Raw genomic sequence first — 17,280 nt, forward strand, 5'->3', positions numbered from 1 at the left:
GTTTATCCGGGTCTCAAAGACCTATTGGCCTCATTAAAGGACATGCGAGACGCGGCGTGCAACCAAAATGTGACAAAGGTCAGACATTTTCGATTACGCCTGCATCACCATTAAGCGGAATTCAGTTCGCGCATATGCCATGCAAGGCTTTGATTGCTGGACAAAACCGGCTTTTTCAGGCGGCTTTCGATCTCAGGGATAGCATCAAAAGTTCTTAAATTCGTACAGCTTATAAAGACAGCTTCAACCAATGGATCAGCCCCGAGTTTCAGCGCTGCATCAACAACGGAACGCTGCGAAATACGCACAACTTTTGATTCTTCCGCCTCTCCGAACGAGCCGAATACATCCATGAAAACCCCGTTTTCGGCAAACGCTCGACGCAGCGGATCGTTCACTTCTTCGATATAGGGAGACAACAGCGCAAATTTCGAAACCCCTAAATACGCCGCACAGGCGGACGCTGCGCGCAAAGGGTTCGTGACCACGGCCGTATTGCAGGTTTTTCGGACCATCCGTTCGATCTGGTCGGACCCGATAACCGAACTGGCCGACGTGCATCCGTACCCGACCACCTTGTAGGGACGAATCTTGGGCAACAGATCCGCTGCAGCAGGCAAGGCTTTTTCCATTTCTGCCAGCGTGTCTTTCGTGACCTCAGCCCCGCTGGGAATACGCGAGACGTAGATCGGCGCGGGCCTATCAGCGAAATAAGCGTTGAACTCGGGCTCAATCGTCTCGTCGGTTTGCAAAACGATCAAACCCATAGGCGTGGCGTCGGGATCGTCCCTGTCCAGCGTGTAAGGCAGATAACTCATATCTCGGGCAACTCCGGGCCGGTTCTGGGGCTGATAAAGCGCGGTGCCCCTTCGGTGATCACAATGTTTTCCTCGTGAACGAGTATTTTGTCGCCGACCGCTATGCCGGGTTCCAGCGTCAGGACCATTCCCGGTTCAAGTACCGTGTGATCGGTGGGTATCAAAGACGGCCATTCCGTCAGCGACATCCCCAAGCCATGCCCCAATCGCCCTGCGCCAGTCTCGCCCGAGGTGCGGGACAGTACCTTGTTCATGGCGTGAAACAGCTCTGCCGCTGTTGCTCCGGGGCGCGCAGCCTCAAATGCGGTGTCTGAGGCTTCGATCAGGGTTGCATAGGCGTCGCGCACCTGCGGACTAGCTGCTCCGATCGACCAGTTGCGGTCGAAGTCGCAATAATACCCGTCCCAAACCAGCCCTGTATCCAGCATCAGAACATCACCGGGTGTCAGCGCCACGGCGCGGGCCGGAGAGATCACATCGGTATACCCGCCCTGATCGGCCCCGCCTGCTAGGTACGGCACCCAGTCCGCGCCCTCGTCCAGGCACACCATCTGGAACCGGCGGAATACCTCATCCAAAGCTACACCTTCTTGCGCAATCTCCGGCACGCGTTCAAAAGCCCGACCGGCAATAGCACAGGCGGTTTCGATCTTGGCAATCTCGGCCGGAGATTTGACCATCCGAAGAGCGCGGATAATCCCCTCGTCGCTGCCCAAACGACGCACGCCAAGCCCCTGCTGCAATCGGTTCAAGTCAGCCAACGGCATACGGACATGCGTTTCGTGCCCATCTGGCAAGCCAATGACCGCATCCTCAGGGCAAAACTCGCACAAAGTATCGGCCAGCAGGCTGACACCGTCGTTGCTCAGGTCGGGCGCGCTCCAGGTGCGAATGTCATCCACCCAAGTCTGCGCCATCAAGGCCGCCCCAATCGATGGAATCACGGCAATCGGTTTGCCCGCGGCGGGAAGGATTAGGAACCAAGGACGTGTCGGGCTTTCCCAGAATCGGGTCAGGTAGCCGGTGAAGTATCGGACTTCTGGCTCGGTCGTCAGCAACAACGCCGACAGACCCGCCTGCTCCATCCGGCGCTGCGCGCGTTCCGCTCGCGCACGGAATTCGGACGTCTCAAAGCCCCTCATTCAGCGATCTCGGACAGGAAACACAGAACACGAGCGTCAGGACCGATATCCAGGACCTCGCGCACGCCGGCATTCATAACAGCGGCAACCCCTGCCCCCCCAGACGCGGTGGTGGCGATACCCACTGCGGCCATGGCCGGAAGATGCTCGGTTACTTGCTCATCGGAAAGGGTCAGGAACCTGTCTGCATCGCGCGCAAGACCGTTCAGAGCAATCAACGAAGGCTCCTTGCAATCTAATCGCCCCATCACACTGTCGGGGCCGTCGGCGAAAATGCAGGCGCCAGCCTCAATGCTGGCCTGCAACGCCGGGGCCGCTTCGGGTTCGACCACGATGATCTGCGGCGCATCCCCCCAGACGGTCCGCGCATACGCCGCAACGGCCCCTGCCATCCCGCCAACACCGGCCTGCAGCATGATATGAGTCGGCACCTGTGGGCATTGCCGGGTGGCCTCAGCCGCCATCTGCAAGTACCCCTCCATCAGTGTATGCGGCAGATCGTAGTACCCCTCCCACGAACTGTCCGAGAGCAGAATCCAGTTGTTATCCCGTGCAGCTTTGCTGGCGGCATCCATGCTAGGCGCGTAATCCGCGCCCTCGCGCACGACCTTCGCGCCTTGTTCGCGCAGGCGCTCGGCAAAGCTCTCGGGCACAGTGTCGGCGATATAGACCACCGCGTCGGCCCCGAACCTTCGCGCACCTGAGGCCACGCTCAGCCCGTGATTCCCCGCGCTGGCCGTAACATAGGTTCGACCGGTCAATGTTGTGGTGTCCGGCATCTCAGAAATCTCTGCCGCATGGCGCGCGATAACATAGGCCGCGCCCAAGGCCTTGAACGACCCCAGCCCCATCCGTCCGCGCTCATCCTTGACCCACAGGTGGGCGACATCCGCCAGCCCCTGCACGTCGGTCAATGGGGTTTCGTCAGCCGACAGGCAACGCGCGATCAATTCCGAGGCGCGCGCTACATTCGTGGATGGAAATGGCGCGTCCTCGATCAATTTCTGACCGGCGCGGTACGGGTTAGATGTGATTTTCAACTGAGCGTCTTCCCTGTGTTGCCCATTGACGTGATCGGATTCGTCTAGTTCTGTCAACAAAACTCAGTCATTGCAGGAGTAGCCAATGGCCCATGCCGATCCGGCTTTCAGCCAGGCCGAATATGACCGTCGGCTAGCAAAGACACGCAACGCCATGGCGGCTGCGGGTCTGGACGCGCTGTTTGTCGAGGACCCGTCAAACATGGCGTGGCTCACGGGGTATGAGGGTTGGTCTTTCTACGTACATCAGGGCGTTCTGGTGCTGCATGACCGCGACCCGATCTGGTGGGGTCGAAAACAAGACGCCAATGGCGCACGGCGCACGGTCTGGATGCCGGATGACCTAGTTTACGGTTATGCGGACCATTATGTACAATCGACCGTCCGTCATCCGATGCAGGACCTTGCGGCATTGATCCGAAACTGCGGATTGGCAACGGGCCGAATTGGGGTTGAGCTGGATAACTATTATTACTCGGCCAAGGCCCATCTGACCTTGCTGGCTGAATTGCCGCAGGCTGAATTGATCGATGCGAACGCGCTGGTGAACTGGCAGCGCGCAGTGAAGTCGGGTGAAGAGATCGCCCTGATGCGCAAAGCAGCCCGTATCTCGGAACACGTGATCGACGGCGTTCTGGAACGGGTCGAACCGGGACTGCGCAAGAACGAGCTGGTCGCCCAGATTTACCATGATGCGATCTCGGGTGTTGGGGACGATTGGGGGGACTATGCCGCCATCGTACCTTTACTTCCTTCGGGTCCGGACGCGGCCGCGCCTCATCTGACATGGGATGGTGCGCCCTTCAAATCCGGCGAGTGCACGTTCTTCGAATTGTCCGGCTGTTATCGCCGCTATCACACGCCCTTCTGCCGGTCCGTTTTCCTAGGCCAGCCACCCGATCACCTGTTGCGAGCCGAGGCAGCTCTGGTCGAAGGACTCGAGGCCGGATTGGACGCCGCCCGTGCAGGCAATCAGGCACGCGACATCGCGCTGGCGCTGGCCGCTCCGCTGGTACGAGCCGGGATCGAACGCGGTGCACGCTGCGGCTATCCGGTGGGTCTAAGCTATCCGCCGGACTGGGGAGAGCGGACCATATCCCTACGCCCCGAGGATGAAACCGTTTTGGGGCCCGGCATGACCTTCCATTTCATGCCCGGCCTCTGGATGGACGACTGGGGTCTTGAGATCACCGAGTCGATCCTGATCACCGAAACCGGTCCCGCCGAATGCTTTTGTGATCGGCCCCGCAAACTGTTTGTGAAACCATGACCCTGACCAGAACCACCGAAATCCTTGCTGACCTAATTGCCTTTGAAACGGTCTCTGCCGACAGTAACCTTGAGATCATCCGCTATCTGACCGAACGGCTTGAGTCACTGGGTGCGCGGTGCATCGAGACGCGGGATGCGACCGGAGCCAAGGCGAATGTCTTTGCCACGCTGGGGCCGGATCATCCGGGCGGTATCTTGTTGTCCGGCCATACGGATGTGGTTCCGGTGGCCGATCAGGACTGGACCACGAACCCGTTTGAGATGGTCGAGCGTGACGGTAAGCTTTATGGGCGCGGCACCTGTGACATGAAAGGCTTCATCGCCGCTGCGCTGGCCTTGGCCGAGACCCTGGATATCAGCAAGCTGACCCAACCTCTGCATTTCGCCTTTACCTATGACGAGGAAACCGGCTGTCTAGGTGCGCAGAACCTGGTGGAGGACCTGTCCGAACGTGGCATCGTGCCGGACATCGCCATCATCGGCGAACCTACCGAGATGCGGGTGATCGAGGGGCACAAAGGCTGTTTCGAATACACCACCAGCTTTGTCGGTCTCGAAGGGCACAGCTCGGCCCCGGACGATGGTGTAAACGCGGCGGAATACGCAGCGCGTTATATCGGCAAGCTGCTGGAATTGCGCCACATCCTGAAAGCACGTGCGCCCAAGGGTAGCCCGTTCGAGCCACCATGGACCACAGTCAATGTCGGGCGCATCTCGGGCGGGGTTGCCCACAACGTCATTGCCAGCAAGGCCGAGGTTGCGTGGGAAATGCGCCCCGTACAGTCCAGCGATGCCGAGTTGGTCCGCAAAACCCTGTCGGACTATGTGCAACACACTCTGCTGCCCGACATGAAGGCAGTTCACCCCGAAGCCAGCATCACACAGGAGGCCGTCGCCGAGGTTCAGGGGCTTGAGCCAATGGACGAAAACGCCGCCCGCGAATTAGTGGCCGAACTCACCGGCGCAAACGGCACCGGCGTCGTTGCCTTCGCCACCGAGGCCGGTCTGTTTCAGCAACTGGGCGTGCACGCGATTGTCTGCGGGCCGGGTTCGATCACTCAGGCGCACAAGGCGGATGAGTATGTCGAGATCGAACAACTCGACCTGTGCTGCCGGATGTTGAACCGCTTGGGGCGCCGTCTGACCTCTTAGCCCGCACCATGGGAACGGTCATAAGCGGATCGCTCCGGTTGAACATGTGCCGCGCGGGCAGCTTCGCCCGGATCGTAGACCTCCATCACCAGAGGGTAACAGGCGGCCGCGTCCGAGGAATGCTCGGACGAACAATCGCCTCCGGGACAGGCTGAAAGACCGACGATCAGATCAATCTCGGCATAGAATTCCAAATAGTCCCCCGGACGCACGGGACTGGCCTTCATGAAATACTGGCCGGTGTCGCGTGTGAAGCCGGTGCACATGAAGACATTGAGCACATCATGGACCAGCATCTCGGCCTCGTGCAGCGGCAGGTCGCAATGGCTGGCCAGCGCGCGGGTCAGGTTGGAATGGCAGCAATAGTGGTAGTCGTCACCGGACAGCAACCGCCCGGTATAGGGGTCGCAGCGCGTGCCGATCACGTCATGAACCGAACCGCCAAAGGCGTCGAACCCGTACCAATCCAGCGTGTCATCCACGATGGTCGCCATTGGGCGCATATTGGGAAAGCTCGACCACATGCGGTCACCGGTCGACACGTGGGTTCCATGCAACGCACGGGTCTTGCCGGAATAGAACCGCTCGGTCAGGTCATGCTTGTTCCACATATTCAGGTCACCGACCTGAGGGCCATCGACCGACAAGACCCGAACAAACGCCCCTGCAGGCACATCGATGCAGGCCGCATCCCGAGGCGCTGCGATGGCCTCAGCGGTCTTACTAGAACCCGCCCTGAGCGTCGCCAGAGCAGCTAGGTCCGGTTGCTTGAGTGTCTCTGGAGGGTAGCAGATGACCGGAGGAATGGCCTTGCGCTCATCCGCATCCACAGGTGCCGCGAAATTCGGTTTCTCAAGTTTCATCAGCGCCCTCCCCTGCGTTTACACAGGCTTAGCGCATTACGAACGGGTTCGCCATCGGCTCTTGCGCGGTGTTGATCCAGGTGGTTTTTGTTCGGGTGTAGTCAAGGATTGCCTCAACCCCGGCCTCACGCCCATAGCCTGACTGATTGAACCCGCCGAAGGGCGCAATCGGAGAGATCGCGCGGTAGGTATTCACCCAGCAAATCCCCGCCCTGATCCGTTTCGAAACCCGATGCGCCCGCGCCAGGTTTTGCGTGAAAACTCCGGAACCCAACCCGTAAGGCGTGCTATTCGCCAGCGCGATGGCCTCTTCTTCGGTATCAAACGGCAGCAGAGACATGACCGGCCCGAACATCTCGACCTTCAACGTTTCGGTCTCGGGTGAGGTACATTGAACCAGAGTGGGCGTCATGTAGTTGCCCGGACGATCCGCACGCGCACCGCCAAATCGAATTGCCGCACCCTGCCCCTGAGCCGTCGCCAATGTTGCTTCGATCTTGCGCACCTGCGCGGCGGTACAGAGCGGGCCGACATGCGTATCGGGCAGCAGCGGATCGCCAAGCCGAATGGCACCGGCTTTCTGTTCGATCCGTTCGATCAACGGCTCCAGAATGGACCGATGCACCAGCCCTCGCGTCCCTGCCACACAGCTTTGACCCGAAGCCCCGAAATTCCCAGCGATCAGCCCGTTCGCCGCGCCATCCAGATCGGCGTCATCGAATACAAGGATCGGAGATTTTCCGCCCAGTTCCAGCGAGGTGACTGCAAAGTTTTCAGCTGAGTTGCGCACCACATGCCGTGCGGTTTCCGGTCCTCCGGTAAAGGCAATCCGGTCGATATCCGGGTGACGGGTCAGCGGAATGGCGCAGTTTTCGGCGTCACCGGTGATGACCGAGACTACGCCGGGCGGAAACCCTGCCTGTTCGATAAGCCGCGCAAATTCCAGCATCGGCGCAGGCGCGATTTCCGAGGCTTTCAACACCACCGAGCACCCCGCTGCCAAAGCCGGACCCAGTTTCGTGGCCGTAAGGAACATCTGCGCGTTCCACGGCACGATCGCCGCGACAACACCAATCGGTTCGCGCGTGGTGAAAACGTGCATGTCTGGCTTGTCGATGGGCAGCACCGTGCCTTCGACCTTATCCGCCAGTCCGGCGAAGTAGCGGTAGTAGTCCGCCACATAGCCCGTCTGTGCCGAGGTCTCCGCCAGTAGCTTGCCGCTGTCTGTGGTTTCCAACTCTCCGAGACGCGTTGCGTTTTCAGCCACCAGATCAGCCAGACGGTAGAGCAGCTTTCCCCGCGCGGTCTGGGTCATGTCCCGCCACGCAGGATCGTCCAGAACCCGTTTGGCTGCGACAATCGCGCGATCAACATCCCCGGCCGAGGCGCAGGCAAAAGTCGCCCACCCCTGCCCGGTTGCCGGGTTTTCGGAGGTCATGACCTGAGCGTCCGACCCTTCGGTCCATTCGCCATCAATGAACAGCTGAAAATGCGGAAGATTTCCCATGGTGGCCCTCACTGAAAAGCTGGCATAACTTCGTCGATGAACCGCGCCAACGAGGCGCGTTTGCGCTCGTTGGTCATGCCGCTATCGACCCAGAACGAAAACTCATCATAGCCCAGATCTTCGTAGCGTTTGATACGATCGATCACCTGCTGCGTCGTCCCGACGGTTAGGTCTCGGCCCAGTTTTTCGGTTGTGTACATTGGGTTCGCGTCCATTTCCTCGGGCGAGATCGGCTCGATCAACCCCTGCTGAATGGGTCGTTTGTTCAGGAACCACGCTCCGAAGTAGTTGTAATAACGTCGCAAATCCTGCACCCCCTTCGCCACGTCCGCGTCGTCTTTGCCGACATAAGTATGGTGCAGCAGCATGATTTTGGGGCGCGGCCCCGAATAGCTGTCACAGGCATCGTTGAAGCGGCCCATCAACGCTTCGATCTCTTCCATTCCCTGCCACAGCGGCGTGACCTGAATGTTGAAACCGTTATGCACACCGAATTCGTGGCTGTTGGGATCACGCGCTGCGATCCAGATAGGTGGGCCGCCGTCCTGCATTGGTTTCGGCGCTGAAGTGGTTGCCGGGAACGAATAGAACTCACCCTCATGCGCACAGTCGCCTTCCCAAATTTTTGGCAAGAGAGGGGTGGACTCGCGCATTTTTTGCCCGGCCTCCCACGCATCCATGCCCGGGGCCAGACGCTCGTATTCAAAGGAATAGGCCCCGCGCGCGATCCCTAACTCGATGCGGCCCTTGGTGATCTGGTCCGCCGCTGCAGCCTCACCAGCCAGTTTGATCGGGTGCCAGAACGGCGCGATAACAGTGCCGGTGCCGAGACGGATGTTCTTCGTGTGATGTGCAAGATCAACCAAAGGCAGGAACGGGTTGGGCGCAATGGTGAACTCCATCCCGTGGTGCTCACCGGTCCAGACCGCGCGCATGCCCCCTTCATCGGCCATTTTGGCCAGACCCACAAATTCATCGTAGAGAACGTCATGAGGCTGATCGGGCGTCAAACGCTCCATATGGGCAAACAGAGAAAACTCCATCATCCGGCTCCTTTAGCGAAAACTGTGAATGTCGCCCCGTTCGGCGTCACCCAGATAGAGGGCGAAATCGCCAGTCTGGGCCTCACGCGCAAAGCGGGTCATCATGTGGTGAATGCCGGGGGTGGCATAGGTCAGGTTGGGCAGGTCTTCGACTGCGACCCAACGGGTATTATCGGGCGGGGCGGCCTGTTCAGTGGAAGCCAGAAAGAACGTGTAGTGCAGCTTGGTTTCCGCGTCGTTGAACGCGGAATAAACCTGATCGATCCGTGCGTCGATGCCCCGTTCGGCCAATCCCTGCGCCAGCCTGTTTCGCTGACCACCGGGTTCTGCACCCGCGACCTGAACCGGACGGAAACGACCGTCACGTTGTTCCAGCAGAACCTTGTCCTCAGACGAGATGATCGCCCCGCAAAGCGTCGGCACTTTCGAGTCCATCTCGCGTTCCAGACCCAGGCTGAAATACGAGCCGCCAACATAGCCAAGGCCGTCGCCCGCAGCGTGAGAGAAATCAAGCACCCGCCCCATTAGAATGGTGTGGTCGCCCGCCGGGATGGCCTGATGCGTTTCGCAACTGAACTGCGCCAGTGCTCCATCGATCAGCGGCAGGTCTTGCACACCGTTGCGATGGGAAACTTTCGCGAACCGATCTCCCTTGTATCCGGCAAAGGTGTTCGACACCTCCTGCTGACCCTCAGCCAGAATATTGACGGCGAAGTGTCGGCAACCAGTGAAGACCTCGTAACTGGACAGGAATTTGCCCGGACAAACCAGCAACAGCGGCGGATCGAGGGACACGGAGGAAAAGGAATTGGCCGTGAATCCGACTGGCGCACCGGTCTCGTCGCGTGTTGTCACCACCGTCACACCGGTCATGAAGCTACCAAAGGCGTCGCGCAGGGCGCGTGGGTCAAGCGTTGTCATGGCAAGCACTCCTGCAAAAAACGCAACAGGGTGGCGTTGACCGCATCCGCATGGGTCATCGGCATCATATGGGCGGCGTTTGTAATGATTTCTGCGCGCCCTTTCGGCACCAACCCGGCCATCTCTCGGGACATTTGGGGGGTGGAGTTCGGCTCATCCGCGCCGGTCAGGAACAAGGCCGGGCAGTGAATTGCGGCCAGTTGCGCCTTAGTCGGCCCATCACTCTCAGCAAATACCGTATAGGCGGCTTTATATGCGCGCGGATCGACCTCATTTAGCCAGCGCGCACAGGCATCGCGTTCCGCGGACACATCCTCGGCAAACCATCGTTGCAGAGTGACCGACGCGTCGTTTGGTTTCGTCTCATCCAATGCGTGTGCTCGGGACAGGACGGCCTGACGCGCAGATTCCGGCCGCTGAAAAATGGCATTCAAAGCGGCAATACCTTTGACATTCGGATTGCCCGAGGCTGCAATTTGGGTCGCAATCAACGCCCCCATCGAATGCCCGATCAATACGGCTGGCTCTTGTATCAGTTCAGCCACCGGTGCGGCATAGCTGTCCAGCCCATCGACCGCAGCGAACGGGGTTTCGCCATGCCCGAACATATCCGGACAAAGCACGCGATATCCGGCAGAGACCAGAGGCTCGATCTGGCCACCCCAGGCTTCGGCACGCAAGCCAACGCCGTGAAGCAGAACGACCAAAGGCCCTTCGCCCGCATCAATCGCGGCCAGTTCGCCGAATTCAGACCGAGGCCGGGTTGTCCACGTCATGACCCAGATCCTTCAAATCCTGATAGCGGTCTCCGATCCGATGGTGAGGCCGTCCCGACGTTGCGCCGCCCAGCACAATCACCACTTCATCCGCGCGCGGGGCATCGGGGATTGAAAACTGTAACGTCAGATAGTGAGACCGGCGACCCGCGTCGTTCTTGTCCATCAACGGCACCATGATCGGCGCATTGGCCGGACCGCGCGTGTTGGTAAAAGACAGATAGGATTTCGCCGCCACGGCTTGCCGGAAATGATTGCCGAAATGTAGCGTGTGGATCAGGCCCGAGGCGTGCTCGACCTCGCCATCCAACCCGACGACGGCGGCCTTGCCATACGCCTCGATAGCATCACCGCTACCTGCCAAGGCGATCATCCGGCTGGTTAATTCTGCGCCCAGAATTGGGGCAAAGCTCAGAATTTCGGGGCGAAGATCTTCCACATAACGTCCCGCCCAAGGGTTCGACACCACTGCTGCCACAGCAAACATCCGCCACGGGCGCTCGGCCTTGCGAAATCCTTCGACCAGAACCTCTTCGTCATAGGTCACGATTTTCCGAATATTTGGCTCCACGAGCGCCCCCTTTTCTGTCGTTGCCAAACTATCCTCGCTCGGGGACCGCTTTGACAAACGAAAGAACTTTAGTCTTAGGTATTAGTGACTCTAATATGTAGGTTACCAATGTCGAAATCCCTGCCCCCGCTGACTTGGTTCAGATCGTTTGAAGCCGCGGCCCGACGGCTCAGTTCGACCGCCGCCGCCGAGGAAATCGGGCTAACGCAATCCGCCGTCAGCCAGCAGATCAGGTCGTTGGAAACGCGACTGGGCGTGGTGCTGTTTCACCGCCACGCACGCGGGCTGTCCCTGACCGATGAAGGCCGCAAGCTGCTGCCGCAGGTCGAAACCGCGCTTGAGATGCTGCACTCTGCCGCCTCGCCCTATCTGGCCGAGGAACGGGCGCGGCATATCACCGTTGCGGCCTCGGTCAGTGTTCTGGAATGGGTCATCTCCCCAGCCCTGACCCGGTTTCAGCAACAGAATCCCGATACCTCCGTGCGGTTCGTCAGCACGATCTGGCCGGATGAATTCGCCGCCTCTCGAGCGGATGTCGAGATTCGGTTCGGGTCGGAAAAGCAGGTGGGGCGGGATGCGACAGCACTGCGACCCAACCATCTGATCGCAGTCAAAGCACCGCACCTTTCGGGCGGCCTGCAAGACCTACCGCTTATCGGAACAGTTGGTACGTCTGACAATTGGGCGTCCTGGGCCGAAGCAACCAGTATGCCGGTTGGCACCCCCGCATTTTATGTCGACTCCTACGGGCTTGCCCTTCAACTGGCCACAACCGGCAATGGGGTCGCTTTGGTCAACGCCCTAATCGCTGATCACGCCCTGCAAACCGGTCAGGTTGTACTTGCAAGTGAGGCTTCTGCCCCGGCCAGCGAAGGGTACTTTCTGGCGGTGCAGCGACGCTCGCCCGAGGTCGACGCCTTTGTGCAGTGGTTCGCCGACATTCAGCGCCAAAAGACCCAAGACCAAGTCTGATCCAACTTAGGCAACTTCAAACCCGAGGGATTTCAATCGGCTCAGAATTGTAAATTCTGACGAAGAAAGTCCGTTTCTGCAGTTTTCCAACTTTCTAGTCACCATGAGGTTTAGCGTGGTAAGCAACCGCTCGGCGTTGCCTGCCAGCAATGGCTCGATCACTAAAGGCAGACAGACACCGTAAAGAGTTTATAAACAGAAAGATGATCTCGATCCTGTTTTCCAAAGGTATTGGGCATTCTGAGCAGGAACGCTTCCGCAGCCCTATTCAAAGTTCAAGCCCAACGGATTAGCCCGATAATGGCCGAGGTCGCGTAAAACCCCTGAAGCAGCAGAAAGGTCCAGCGCCGGTCGATCATTGCCCAGGCCGCGAATAGGCCAGCCGACAATAGCAAAAGCGCAAAACCCAGAAGCTCCGCCCCGGTATTCGAAGCGATCAGAAGAGCATATGCCATTGCCAAAACCGATCCGGTGACTTCAAACACGGTCGTCAGACCACGGCGAGAAGTGTCGATCTTAGACATGTCTCATCCTTTCCGTTTGAGGAAGTCGACCAGTAGGGTCGAAATCTGTTCAGGCTGGTCCTCCATCGCGAAGTGACCGCAGTTTTCCGGAATATGAAGTTCGGACCCCGGAATGGCGTCATGCAGCTTGTACGCCCGGTCGACCACCTGCCATGCGTCATCAGCCCCCCAAATCAATTGGACCGGCAGTGCGCTAAGCTTCGAATATTCAATGCTGTTGGTGTGTTTGGCGTCATAGTGCCGAACCTGATGCTGGAACAGGCTACCCTGCCCGATGGGACCGGTGACAAAGTTCAGATATGTGTCCAGCGCCGTATCGGCCAGACGCTGTTTGTTCTGTACGGCCGAGAAAAGCCACTCGCGAAAATGCTCACGGTGTTGTGCATCCGGTGCATCAATCAGGTGCTGGAGACCCGCTTGCATCTGTTCCTTGGTGCGCTTGGACGGCCAGCTGTCAAAGCTGACGACGTCGATCATAGTCAGCGACCTTACCCGGTCAGGTGACTGAATGGCAAAACGCGGAGCCACGGCCCCGCCAATATCATGCGAGATCACGTGCAGATCATCCAACCCCCACAGATCCAACAACCCTTCGAGGATCGGCACCTGAGCGGAGACGGATGTATCAACCGAAGGGTCCCAGGGACGTTCAGAAAGACCAAACCCCAGCAAATCGTAGACATGGACCTTGTAACCAGCCTCGACCAGTACCGGCAGAACGCTACGCCAGATGTAAGACGAGGATGGCGTGCCGTGAATCAACACGACGGGTTCGCCTGCGCCATGAATGCCATAGGCGATGCGGGAATTGTTGATCAGGGCGTGGTCGGTGACGAGATGTGACATGAATGATCTCCGGTGATTTGTCTTTCATGTTGACTAAACCGGCGATAGGATGTGACACAAATGAATGATTGTCATCATTCTATCCGCTTCTGTCATGGTCTTAAAAATGAATGAACGTCTGGAAATCGATGCCCTTCGCGCCTTGCTGGCCATCGCGGCCCACGGCGGCGTCACGCGGGCAGCGGAACATCTGGCGCTGTCGCAATCCGCAGTTAGCCACAAAATTCGACGGTTGGAGCAAGCTCTGGACTGTGATCTTTTGGCCCGCCGTACCGGAGGCCCTCTGTTTACTGATGCTGGGCAGCGACTATGTGACTATGCCCGTCGGATCACCGAATTGCATGACGAGGCGCTGGCTTCGTTGGGCAAAAAACCTCTGTCCGGGACAATCCGTCTGGGCATGACCGAAGACACCACCACCAGCGATATTGCCCGTATACTGGGTCGTTTCACGCGGCTATACCCTGATGTCCGCGTCCGCACGCGCACCAGCCAAAGCCTGAACGTCCAGACGTGGTTGAAGAACGGGGAGTTGGACGTAGCGGTCATGCAGATCTTTCGTCAGGACGTGCTGCCCGATGATCTGATCCTGTTCGAGGATGAGTTGCATTGGGTGAAATCGCCGGAGTTTCGTGTCGAATTGTCCGCACCCGTGCCGTTCCTGTCCTTCGACAGCCAGTGCTTTTACCGACATTGGGGCATGGGTCATGGGCCCCATCGATTTGACAGCGTTCTGGAATGCCCCAGCGCAGCCGGCATTCAGTCGGCGGTGCGCTCGGGGTTAGGCGTTGCACTGCTTAACGGCCTGCACGTCTCTCCGGATATGGAAATCATTGACGGCCTGTTCCCCGAACCGCCCGGCATAGCTTATATAGCGCGGACGCATCTGAAACGTCGAAACCCCGCGGCGATGGCACTGATCGAAGAGATCCGCAAAGAGGTCGAAAGCGCCAAACCTTTGCGCATCGCAGGCTAAGCCAAACGCTGCGTTACGGGGAATCCAACCTGAACACTTTGGTCATGCGCTCCCGACGGCGTTCGATTGATCTTCGGAAAGCCCAGTTACTGAAAAGGGTCAACGGGAACATCACTCTTTCACCCAGACCATCGATAATGGCCAGCTTTCCGCCTCGCTCATGCGCGCGCACGACGTTCTCCGCCCACATGTCACCAACGATGATCTGACCCCGCTCAAGATCATTCAACAATTCCATGAACTCGTCATACAACCGCTGTCGCCCTGCCCGGTCTTTCTTGAACGCCGCCAGTTCAGACCTCAAAGTCGGCGCAAGCTTCCCATCCGGCCCGGTCAACTTTTCCACCACGATAGCAGGTCCCAGCGAAGTCGGAGCATAGCCCATGAACACCGCCAGACGCTCGATTTCCGGGCATTGCCGGTTCAGCGCGGCAAGGTATTCGTTCGCCTCTCGGTTCCACTGCCGCAGGTTGCCATAGCGCCATTCCGCATAGCGCGGCAGCAGGTACTTTCTGACCGGCTCATCGGTGCGAACCTTCAACAACGCCCCTTCAATTTCTGGATGTTGAAAAATCTTGTAATTGCGGCTTTCCCGCAAGGGAGTGACGCCACTCAGGTCAATCATATACACCGGGTCCTTTGCGCAACAACCACACGCCTGCCAAGGCACGAGTTCTGAAATCAGCACCCTACATAAAGCGTTATTATTTCCGTTACAATTGGCCTTGGCGGAAGACCGCAGGACAAGAGGCGAAAGTCACGAAAAGCCGTCGGCAGCAGGTAGCGAAATGAAAGAACATTGATCCACGTGTTTAGCGACCGGATTCTCTGTTAGACATTTGATGTCAGAGGGTTGCCCTAAATTCGAAAACAATTTTTGAGTGCCGTCGCAGGTATTAACTGAGCCTCTCGGCCAGTTGTGGCGCGTATCAAAGGTGCATGCAAATTGTTGTTAACTTCAAACTTCAGACGTTCTCAAGGAGCCAAGCCCGAACCGAGGCGACGATCCGAGGATTTCTCGGTTCGCGTGGGGAAACGATATGGTATCCTTCTTGCACCACGGTCGAAAAGGAAACCGGTCGGCACAGGCGCTTAGCCTGAAGATCATCCGCGACAAACTCTCGATTTGCCAGCGCCACCCCTTGGCCGGCAATAGCGGCATCAATGGCAAGAGAAGTCTGGCTAAACGCCATCGTTTTCAACCCGGTTGAAGGCACCTCTCCCAGCGCAGCTTCCAAAAACAGTGGCCACTGACCATGCGTATCTTCAAGCAGGATATGATTAAGCAAATCTGCTGGAACCCGGATCGGATTGTTACCTACAGCCAAATCCGGGTGACACACTGCGATCAGTTCGGCGGAAAACAAAGGCTCAGAGATCAAACCGGGTCCAAAAGGCGGCTTCCCCTGTCGCACCGCGATATCAACTCCATCGGTCTGAAAACTTGCCAGCGCGTTTGACGCATCCAGACGCAGACGGATATCCGGATGATCTTGCGCGAAAGCCCCAAGCCTGGGCACCAACCAGCGTGTAGCAAAAGACGGTGTTGTGCTGATTGTGACCACGACGTCCTGAGGCGACAGACTGGCCGTTGCTTCCGCCATCAAATCAAAGGCGCGACGGATCGGGGCAAGGTATTTTCGACCTTCATCCGTCAGTGACAAGCCTCTTGGTCGTCGATCAAACAGTTTGATATTTAAAAATTCTTCAAGGGATCGAACGTGTTGCGCAACGGCACCCTGCGTAACACCAAGTTCTTCGGCGGCACGACCGAAATTCAAATGCCGCCCGGAGGCCTCAAAAGCCTTCAGCGCGTTTAAGGGCGGGATTTTGCGCATTTCCCTTCACTCAATCAATAGTTTTTCTACAGGGTTAAAGCAGATTTACTCATTGGTCAAACACCCCATCTCACCCCATCTTAGCCACAGATCAAAAGCACTCTTTAAATGGAGAAAAACATGACCGAAAAGAAAGTCGCGATCATCATGGGCGGCGGCAGTGGTATGGGGGCAGAAAGCGCGCGCCGACTGGCTGCAGACGGATTCAATGTCGCCATTCTGTCGTCTTCGGGCAAAGGAGAAGCCTTGGCGTTTGAACTAGGAGGCATTGGAGCAACCGGCACCAACAGATCCACCGCAGACATGCAAAAGCTGGTAGATTCGGTCATGACCAAATGGGGCCGCGTTGACGTGCTTGTAAATTCGGCCGGTCATGGTCCTCGCGCGCCGGTTCTGGAGATCAGTGACGAGGGATGGCACGAAGGGATGGAGGTTTACTTCCTGAACGCCGTGCGCGCCACGCGAATTGTTGCGCCCATCATGATCGACCAGAAATCCGGCGCGATCGTCAACATCTCAACTTTTGCGGCGTTTGAACCCGATCCGGTCTTCCCAACTTCTGGCGTGATGCGAGCCGGGCTTGCGGCCTATACCAAACTTTTTTCTGACAAATACGCGCCCGACAATGTGCGCATGAACAACGTACTGCCGGGGTTCATCGACAGCCTGCCCGAAAACCCGGAATGGAAGGCCCGCATCCCGATGGAGCGCTACGGCAAAGCCTATGATGAAATCGCCGCGACCGTGGCCTTTCTTGCTTCGGACGGTGGCGCGTATATCACCGGCCAGAATATCCGCGTGGATGGAGGTATCACGCGCTCGGTCTGACTTTGGTCAAGCGGCTGTATTCTTGGGGTGTTATGGCGGAGAGACAGGGATTCGAACCCTGGAGACGGTTTCCCGCCTACACACTTTCCAGGCGTGCGCCTTCGACCACTCGGCCACCTCTCCGTGGACGCGATATGTGGACCATAGCCGAAGGATTTGCAAGGGGCGATTAAAGCGAAAATTCAACCTTT

General features: G+C 58.1%; 18 protein-coding genes and 1 tRNA gene. 5 read left to right on the forward strand and 14 right to left on the reverse strand.

What is annotated here, in order from left to right; genetic code table 11:
• Positions 1 to 110: 110 nt before the first annotated feature.
• Genes ACR0ER_RS01295 through ACR0ER_RS01305 form a run of 3 tightly spaced genes read right to left on the reverse strand, consistent with a single transcriptional unit; the run spans position 111 to position 3,000 of the window.
• A complete protein-coding gene (locus ACR0ER_RS01295; RefSeq protein WP_480767380.1) occupies positions 111 to 818 on the reverse strand; it encodes a maleate cis-trans isomerase family protein in 708 nt (235 codons plus the stop codon).
• Positions 815 to 1,960: a M24 family metallopeptidase gene (locus tag ACR0ER_RS01300; RefSeq protein WP_480767381.1), complete on the reverse strand. Its 1,146-nt coding sequence runs from the start codon at positions 1,958 to 1,960 to the stop codon at positions 815 to 817. The genes ACR0ER_RS01295 and ACR0ER_RS01300 overlap by 4 nt, the downstream gene beginning before the upstream one ends.
• Positions 1,957 to 3,000, reverse strand: coding sequence for a pyridoxal-phosphate dependent enzyme (locus ACR0ER_RS01305; RefSeq protein WP_480767382.1), 1,044 nt, complete (start codon positions 2,998 to 3,000; stop codon positions 1,957 to 1,959). The genes ACR0ER_RS01300 and ACR0ER_RS01305 overlap by 4 nt, the downstream gene beginning before the upstream one ends.
• A gap of 85 nt (positions 3,001 to 3,085) precedes the next feature.
• Here ACR0ER_RS01305 and ACR0ER_RS01310 point away from each other — a divergent pair, with 85 nt between their 5' ends.
• Together ACR0ER_RS01310 and argE are read left to right on the forward strand one after the other, a co-directional pair.
• Complete coding sequence (locus ACR0ER_RS01310; protein ID WP_480767383.1) at positions 3,086 to 4,270, forward strand: M24 family metallopeptidase; 1,185 nt, start codon at positions 3,086 to 3,088, stop codon at positions 4,268 to 4,270.
• Positions 4,267 to 5,424 carry an acetylornithine deacetylase gene (argE, locus tag ACR0ER_RS01315; protein WP_480767384.1) on the forward strand — a complete coding sequence of 386 codons (1,158 nt, stop codon included), beginning with the start codon at positions 4,267 to 4,269 and terminating at the stop codon, positions 5,422 to 5,424. The genes ACR0ER_RS01310 and argE overlap by 4 nt, the downstream gene beginning before the upstream one ends.
• Here the strand turns inward: argE and ACR0ER_RS01320 are convergent.
• From ACR0ER_RS01320 to ACR0ER_RS01345, 6 genes are read right to left on the reverse strand one after another with little or no spacing between them, the layout of a single operon-like run.
• Positions 5,421 to 6,287, reverse strand: a complete 867-nt coding sequence (locus ACR0ER_RS01320) for an urea carboxylase-associated family protein (protein ID WP_480767385.1) — start codon at positions 6,285 to 6,287, stop codon at positions 5,421 to 5,423. The two genes, argE and ACR0ER_RS01320, sit on opposite strands and share 4 nt — an antisense overlap.
• A gap of 28 nt (positions 6,288 to 6,315) precedes the next feature.
• A complete protein-coding gene (locus ACR0ER_RS01325) occupies positions 6,316 to 7,794 on the reverse strand; it encodes an aldehyde dehydrogenase (RefSeq protein ID WP_480767386.1) in 1,479 nt (492 codons plus the stop codon).
• Between the two features lie 8 nt (positions 7,795 to 7,802).
• Positions 7,803 to 8,837 carry an LLM class flavin-dependent oxidoreductase gene (locus tag ACR0ER_RS01330; RefSeq protein ID WP_480767387.1) on the reverse strand — a complete coding sequence of 345 codons (1,035 nt, stop codon included), beginning with the start codon at positions 8,835 to 8,837 and terminating at the stop codon, positions 7,803 to 7,805.
• A gap of 12 nt (positions 8,838 to 8,849) precedes the next feature.
• Positions 8,850 to 9,758 (reverse strand): flavin reductase, encoded by a 909-nt coding sequence (locus ACR0ER_RS01335; protein ID WP_480767388.1) that lies wholly within the window; start codon positions 9,756 to 9,758, stop codon positions 8,850 to 8,852.
• On the reverse strand, positions 9,755 to 10,534 hold the full coding sequence (locus ACR0ER_RS01340) for an alpha/beta fold hydrolase (RefSeq protein WP_480767389.1): 780 nt from the start codon (positions 10,532 to 10,534) through the stop codon (positions 9,755 to 9,757). Before ACR0ER_RS01340 ends, ACR0ER_RS01335 begins: the two co-directional genes overlap by 4 nt.
• Positions 10,506 to 11,105 (reverse strand): amino acid synthesis family protein, encoded by a 600-nt coding sequence (locus tag ACR0ER_RS01345; protein ID WP_170329894.1) that lies wholly within the window; start codon positions 11,103 to 11,105, stop codon positions 10,506 to 10,508. Before ACR0ER_RS01345 ends, ACR0ER_RS01340 begins: the two co-directional genes overlap by 29 nt.
• 108 nt (positions 11,106 to 11,213) lie before the next feature.
• Here ACR0ER_RS01345 and ACR0ER_RS01350 point away from each other — a divergent pair, with 108 nt between their 5' ends.
• Positions 11,214 to 12,077, forward strand: a complete 864-nt coding sequence (locus ACR0ER_RS01350) for a LysR family transcriptional regulator (RefSeq protein ID WP_480767390.1) — start codon at positions 11,214 to 11,216, stop codon at positions 12,075 to 12,077.
• A gap of 275 nt (positions 12,078 to 12,352) precedes the next feature.
• Here the strand turns inward: ACR0ER_RS01350 and ACR0ER_RS01355 are convergent, their stop codons facing one another.
• Both ACR0ER_RS01355 and ACR0ER_RS01360 read right to left on the reverse strand, forming a co-directional pair.
• On the reverse strand, positions 12,353 to 12,601 hold the full coding sequence (locus ACR0ER_RS01355; protein WP_480767391.1) for a hypothetical protein: 249 nt from the start codon (positions 12,599 to 12,601) through the stop codon (positions 12,353 to 12,355).
• Positions 12,602 to 12,604: 3 nt separating this feature from the next.
• A complete protein-coding gene (locus tag ACR0ER_RS01360) occupies positions 12,605 to 13,447 on the reverse strand; it encodes an alpha/beta fold hydrolase (RefSeq protein WP_480767392.1) in 843 nt (280 codons plus the stop codon).
• Between the two features lie 106 nt (positions 13,448 to 13,553).
• Here ACR0ER_RS01360 and ACR0ER_RS01365 point away from each other — a divergent pair, with 106 nt between their 5' ends.
• Complete coding sequence (locus tag ACR0ER_RS01365; RefSeq protein ID WP_480767393.1) at positions 13,554 to 14,423, forward strand: LysR family transcriptional regulator; 870 nt, start codon at positions 13,554 to 13,556, stop codon at positions 14,421 to 14,423.
• Positions 14,424 to 14,436: 13 nt separating this feature from the next.
• On the opposite strand, the gene ACR0ER_RS01370 is transcribed toward ACR0ER_RS01365, so the two are convergent.
• Both ACR0ER_RS01370 and ACR0ER_RS01375 read right to left on the reverse strand, forming a co-directional pair.
• Entirely contained in the window at positions 14,437 to 15,048 is a 612-nt protein-coding gene (locus ACR0ER_RS01370; RefSeq protein ID WP_480767394.1) for a YrbL family protein, read from the reverse strand.
• 340 nt (positions 15,049 to 15,388) lie between these two features.
• Positions 15,389 to 16,261, reverse strand: a complete 873-nt coding sequence (locus ACR0ER_RS01375; protein ID WP_480767395.1) for a LysR substrate-binding domain-containing protein — start codon at positions 16,259 to 16,261, stop codon at positions 15,389 to 15,391.
• Between the two features lie 120 nt (positions 16,262 to 16,381).
• Between ACR0ER_RS01375 and ACR0ER_RS01380 the strand changes: the two genes are divergently transcribed.
• Entirely contained in the window at positions 16,382 to 17,089 is a 708-nt protein-coding gene (locus tag ACR0ER_RS01380) for an SDR family oxidoreductase (protein WP_480767396.1), read from the forward strand.
• A 33-nt stretch (positions 17,090 to 17,122) separates the two neighbouring features.
• On the opposite strand, the gene ACR0ER_RS01385 is transcribed toward ACR0ER_RS01380, so the two are convergent.
• Positions 17,123 to 17,212, reverse strand: a tRNA-Ser gene (locus tag ACR0ER_RS01385).
• Positions 17,213 to 17,280 lie beyond the last annotated feature (68 nt).

Source organism: Ruegeria sp. CH8 (genome assembly GCF_056536985.1).

What these genes read in the sequence shown, in the direction of transcription:
- ACR0ER_RS01295 (WP_480767380.1), bottom strand. Translation starts at nt 818, where the DNA reads ATGAGTTATCTGCCTTACACGCTGGACAGGGACGATCCCGACGCCACG.
- ACR0ER_RS01300 (WP_480767381.1), bottom strand. Translation starts at nt 1,960, where the DNA reads ATGAGGGGCTTTGAGACGTCCGAATTCCGTGCGCGAGCGGAACGCGCG.
- ACR0ER_RS01310 (WP_480767383.1), top strand. Translation starts at nt 3,086, where the DNA reads ATGGCCCATGCCGATCCGGCTTTCAGCCAGGCCGAATATGACCGTCGG.
- argE (WP_480767384.1), top strand. Translation starts at nt 4,267, where the DNA reads ATGACCCTGACCAGAACCACCGAAATCCTTGCTGACCTAATTGCCTTT.
- ACR0ER_RS01320 (WP_480767385.1), bottom strand. Translation starts at nt 6,287, where the DNA reads ATGAAACTTGAGAAACCGAATTTCGCGGCACCTGTGGATGCGGATGAG.
- ACR0ER_RS01325 (WP_480767386.1), bottom strand. Translation starts at nt 7,794, where the DNA reads ATGGGAAATCTTCCGCATTTTCAGCTGTTCATTGATGGCGAATGGACC.
- ACR0ER_RS01330 (WP_480767387.1), bottom strand. Translation starts at nt 8,837, where the DNA reads ATGGAGTTTTCTCTGTTTGCCCATATGGAGCGTTTGACGCCCGATCAG.
- ACR0ER_RS01335 (WP_480767388.1), bottom strand. Translation starts at nt 9,758, where the DNA reads ATGACAACGCTTGACCCACGCGCCCTGCGCGACGCCTTTGGTAGCTTC.
- ACR0ER_RS01340 (WP_480767389.1), bottom strand. Translation starts at nt 10,534, where the DNA reads ATGACGTGGACAACCCGGCCTCGGTCTGAATTCGGCGAACTGGCCGCG.
- ACR0ER_RS01350 (WP_480767390.1), top strand. Translation starts at nt 11,214, where the DNA reads ATGTCGAAATCCCTGCCCCCGCTGACTTGGTTCAGATCGTTTGAAGCC.
- ACR0ER_RS01355 (WP_480767391.1), bottom strand. Translation starts at nt 12,601, where the DNA reads ATGTCTAAGATCGACACTTCTCGCCGTGGTCTGACGACCGTGTTTGAA.
- ACR0ER_RS01360 (WP_480767392.1), bottom strand. Translation starts at nt 13,447, where the DNA reads ATGTCACATCTCGTCACCGACCACGCCCTGATCAACAATTCCCGCATC.
- ACR0ER_RS01365 (WP_480767393.1), top strand. Translation starts at nt 13,554, where the DNA reads ATGAATGAACGTCTGGAAATCGATGCCCTTCGCGCCTTGCTGGCCATC.
- ACR0ER_RS01370 (WP_480767394.1), bottom strand. Translation starts at nt 15,048, where the DNA reads ATGATTGACCTGAGTGGCGTCACTCCCTTGCGGGAAAGCCGCAATTAC.
- ACR0ER_RS01375 (WP_480767395.1), bottom strand. Translation starts at nt 16,261, where the DNA reads ATGCGCAAAATCCCGCCCTTAAACGCGCTGAAGGCTTTTGAGGCCTCC.
- ACR0ER_RS01380 (WP_480767396.1), top strand. Translation starts at nt 16,382, where the DNA reads ATGACCGAAAAGAAAGTCGCGATCATCATGGGCGGCGGCAGTGGTATG.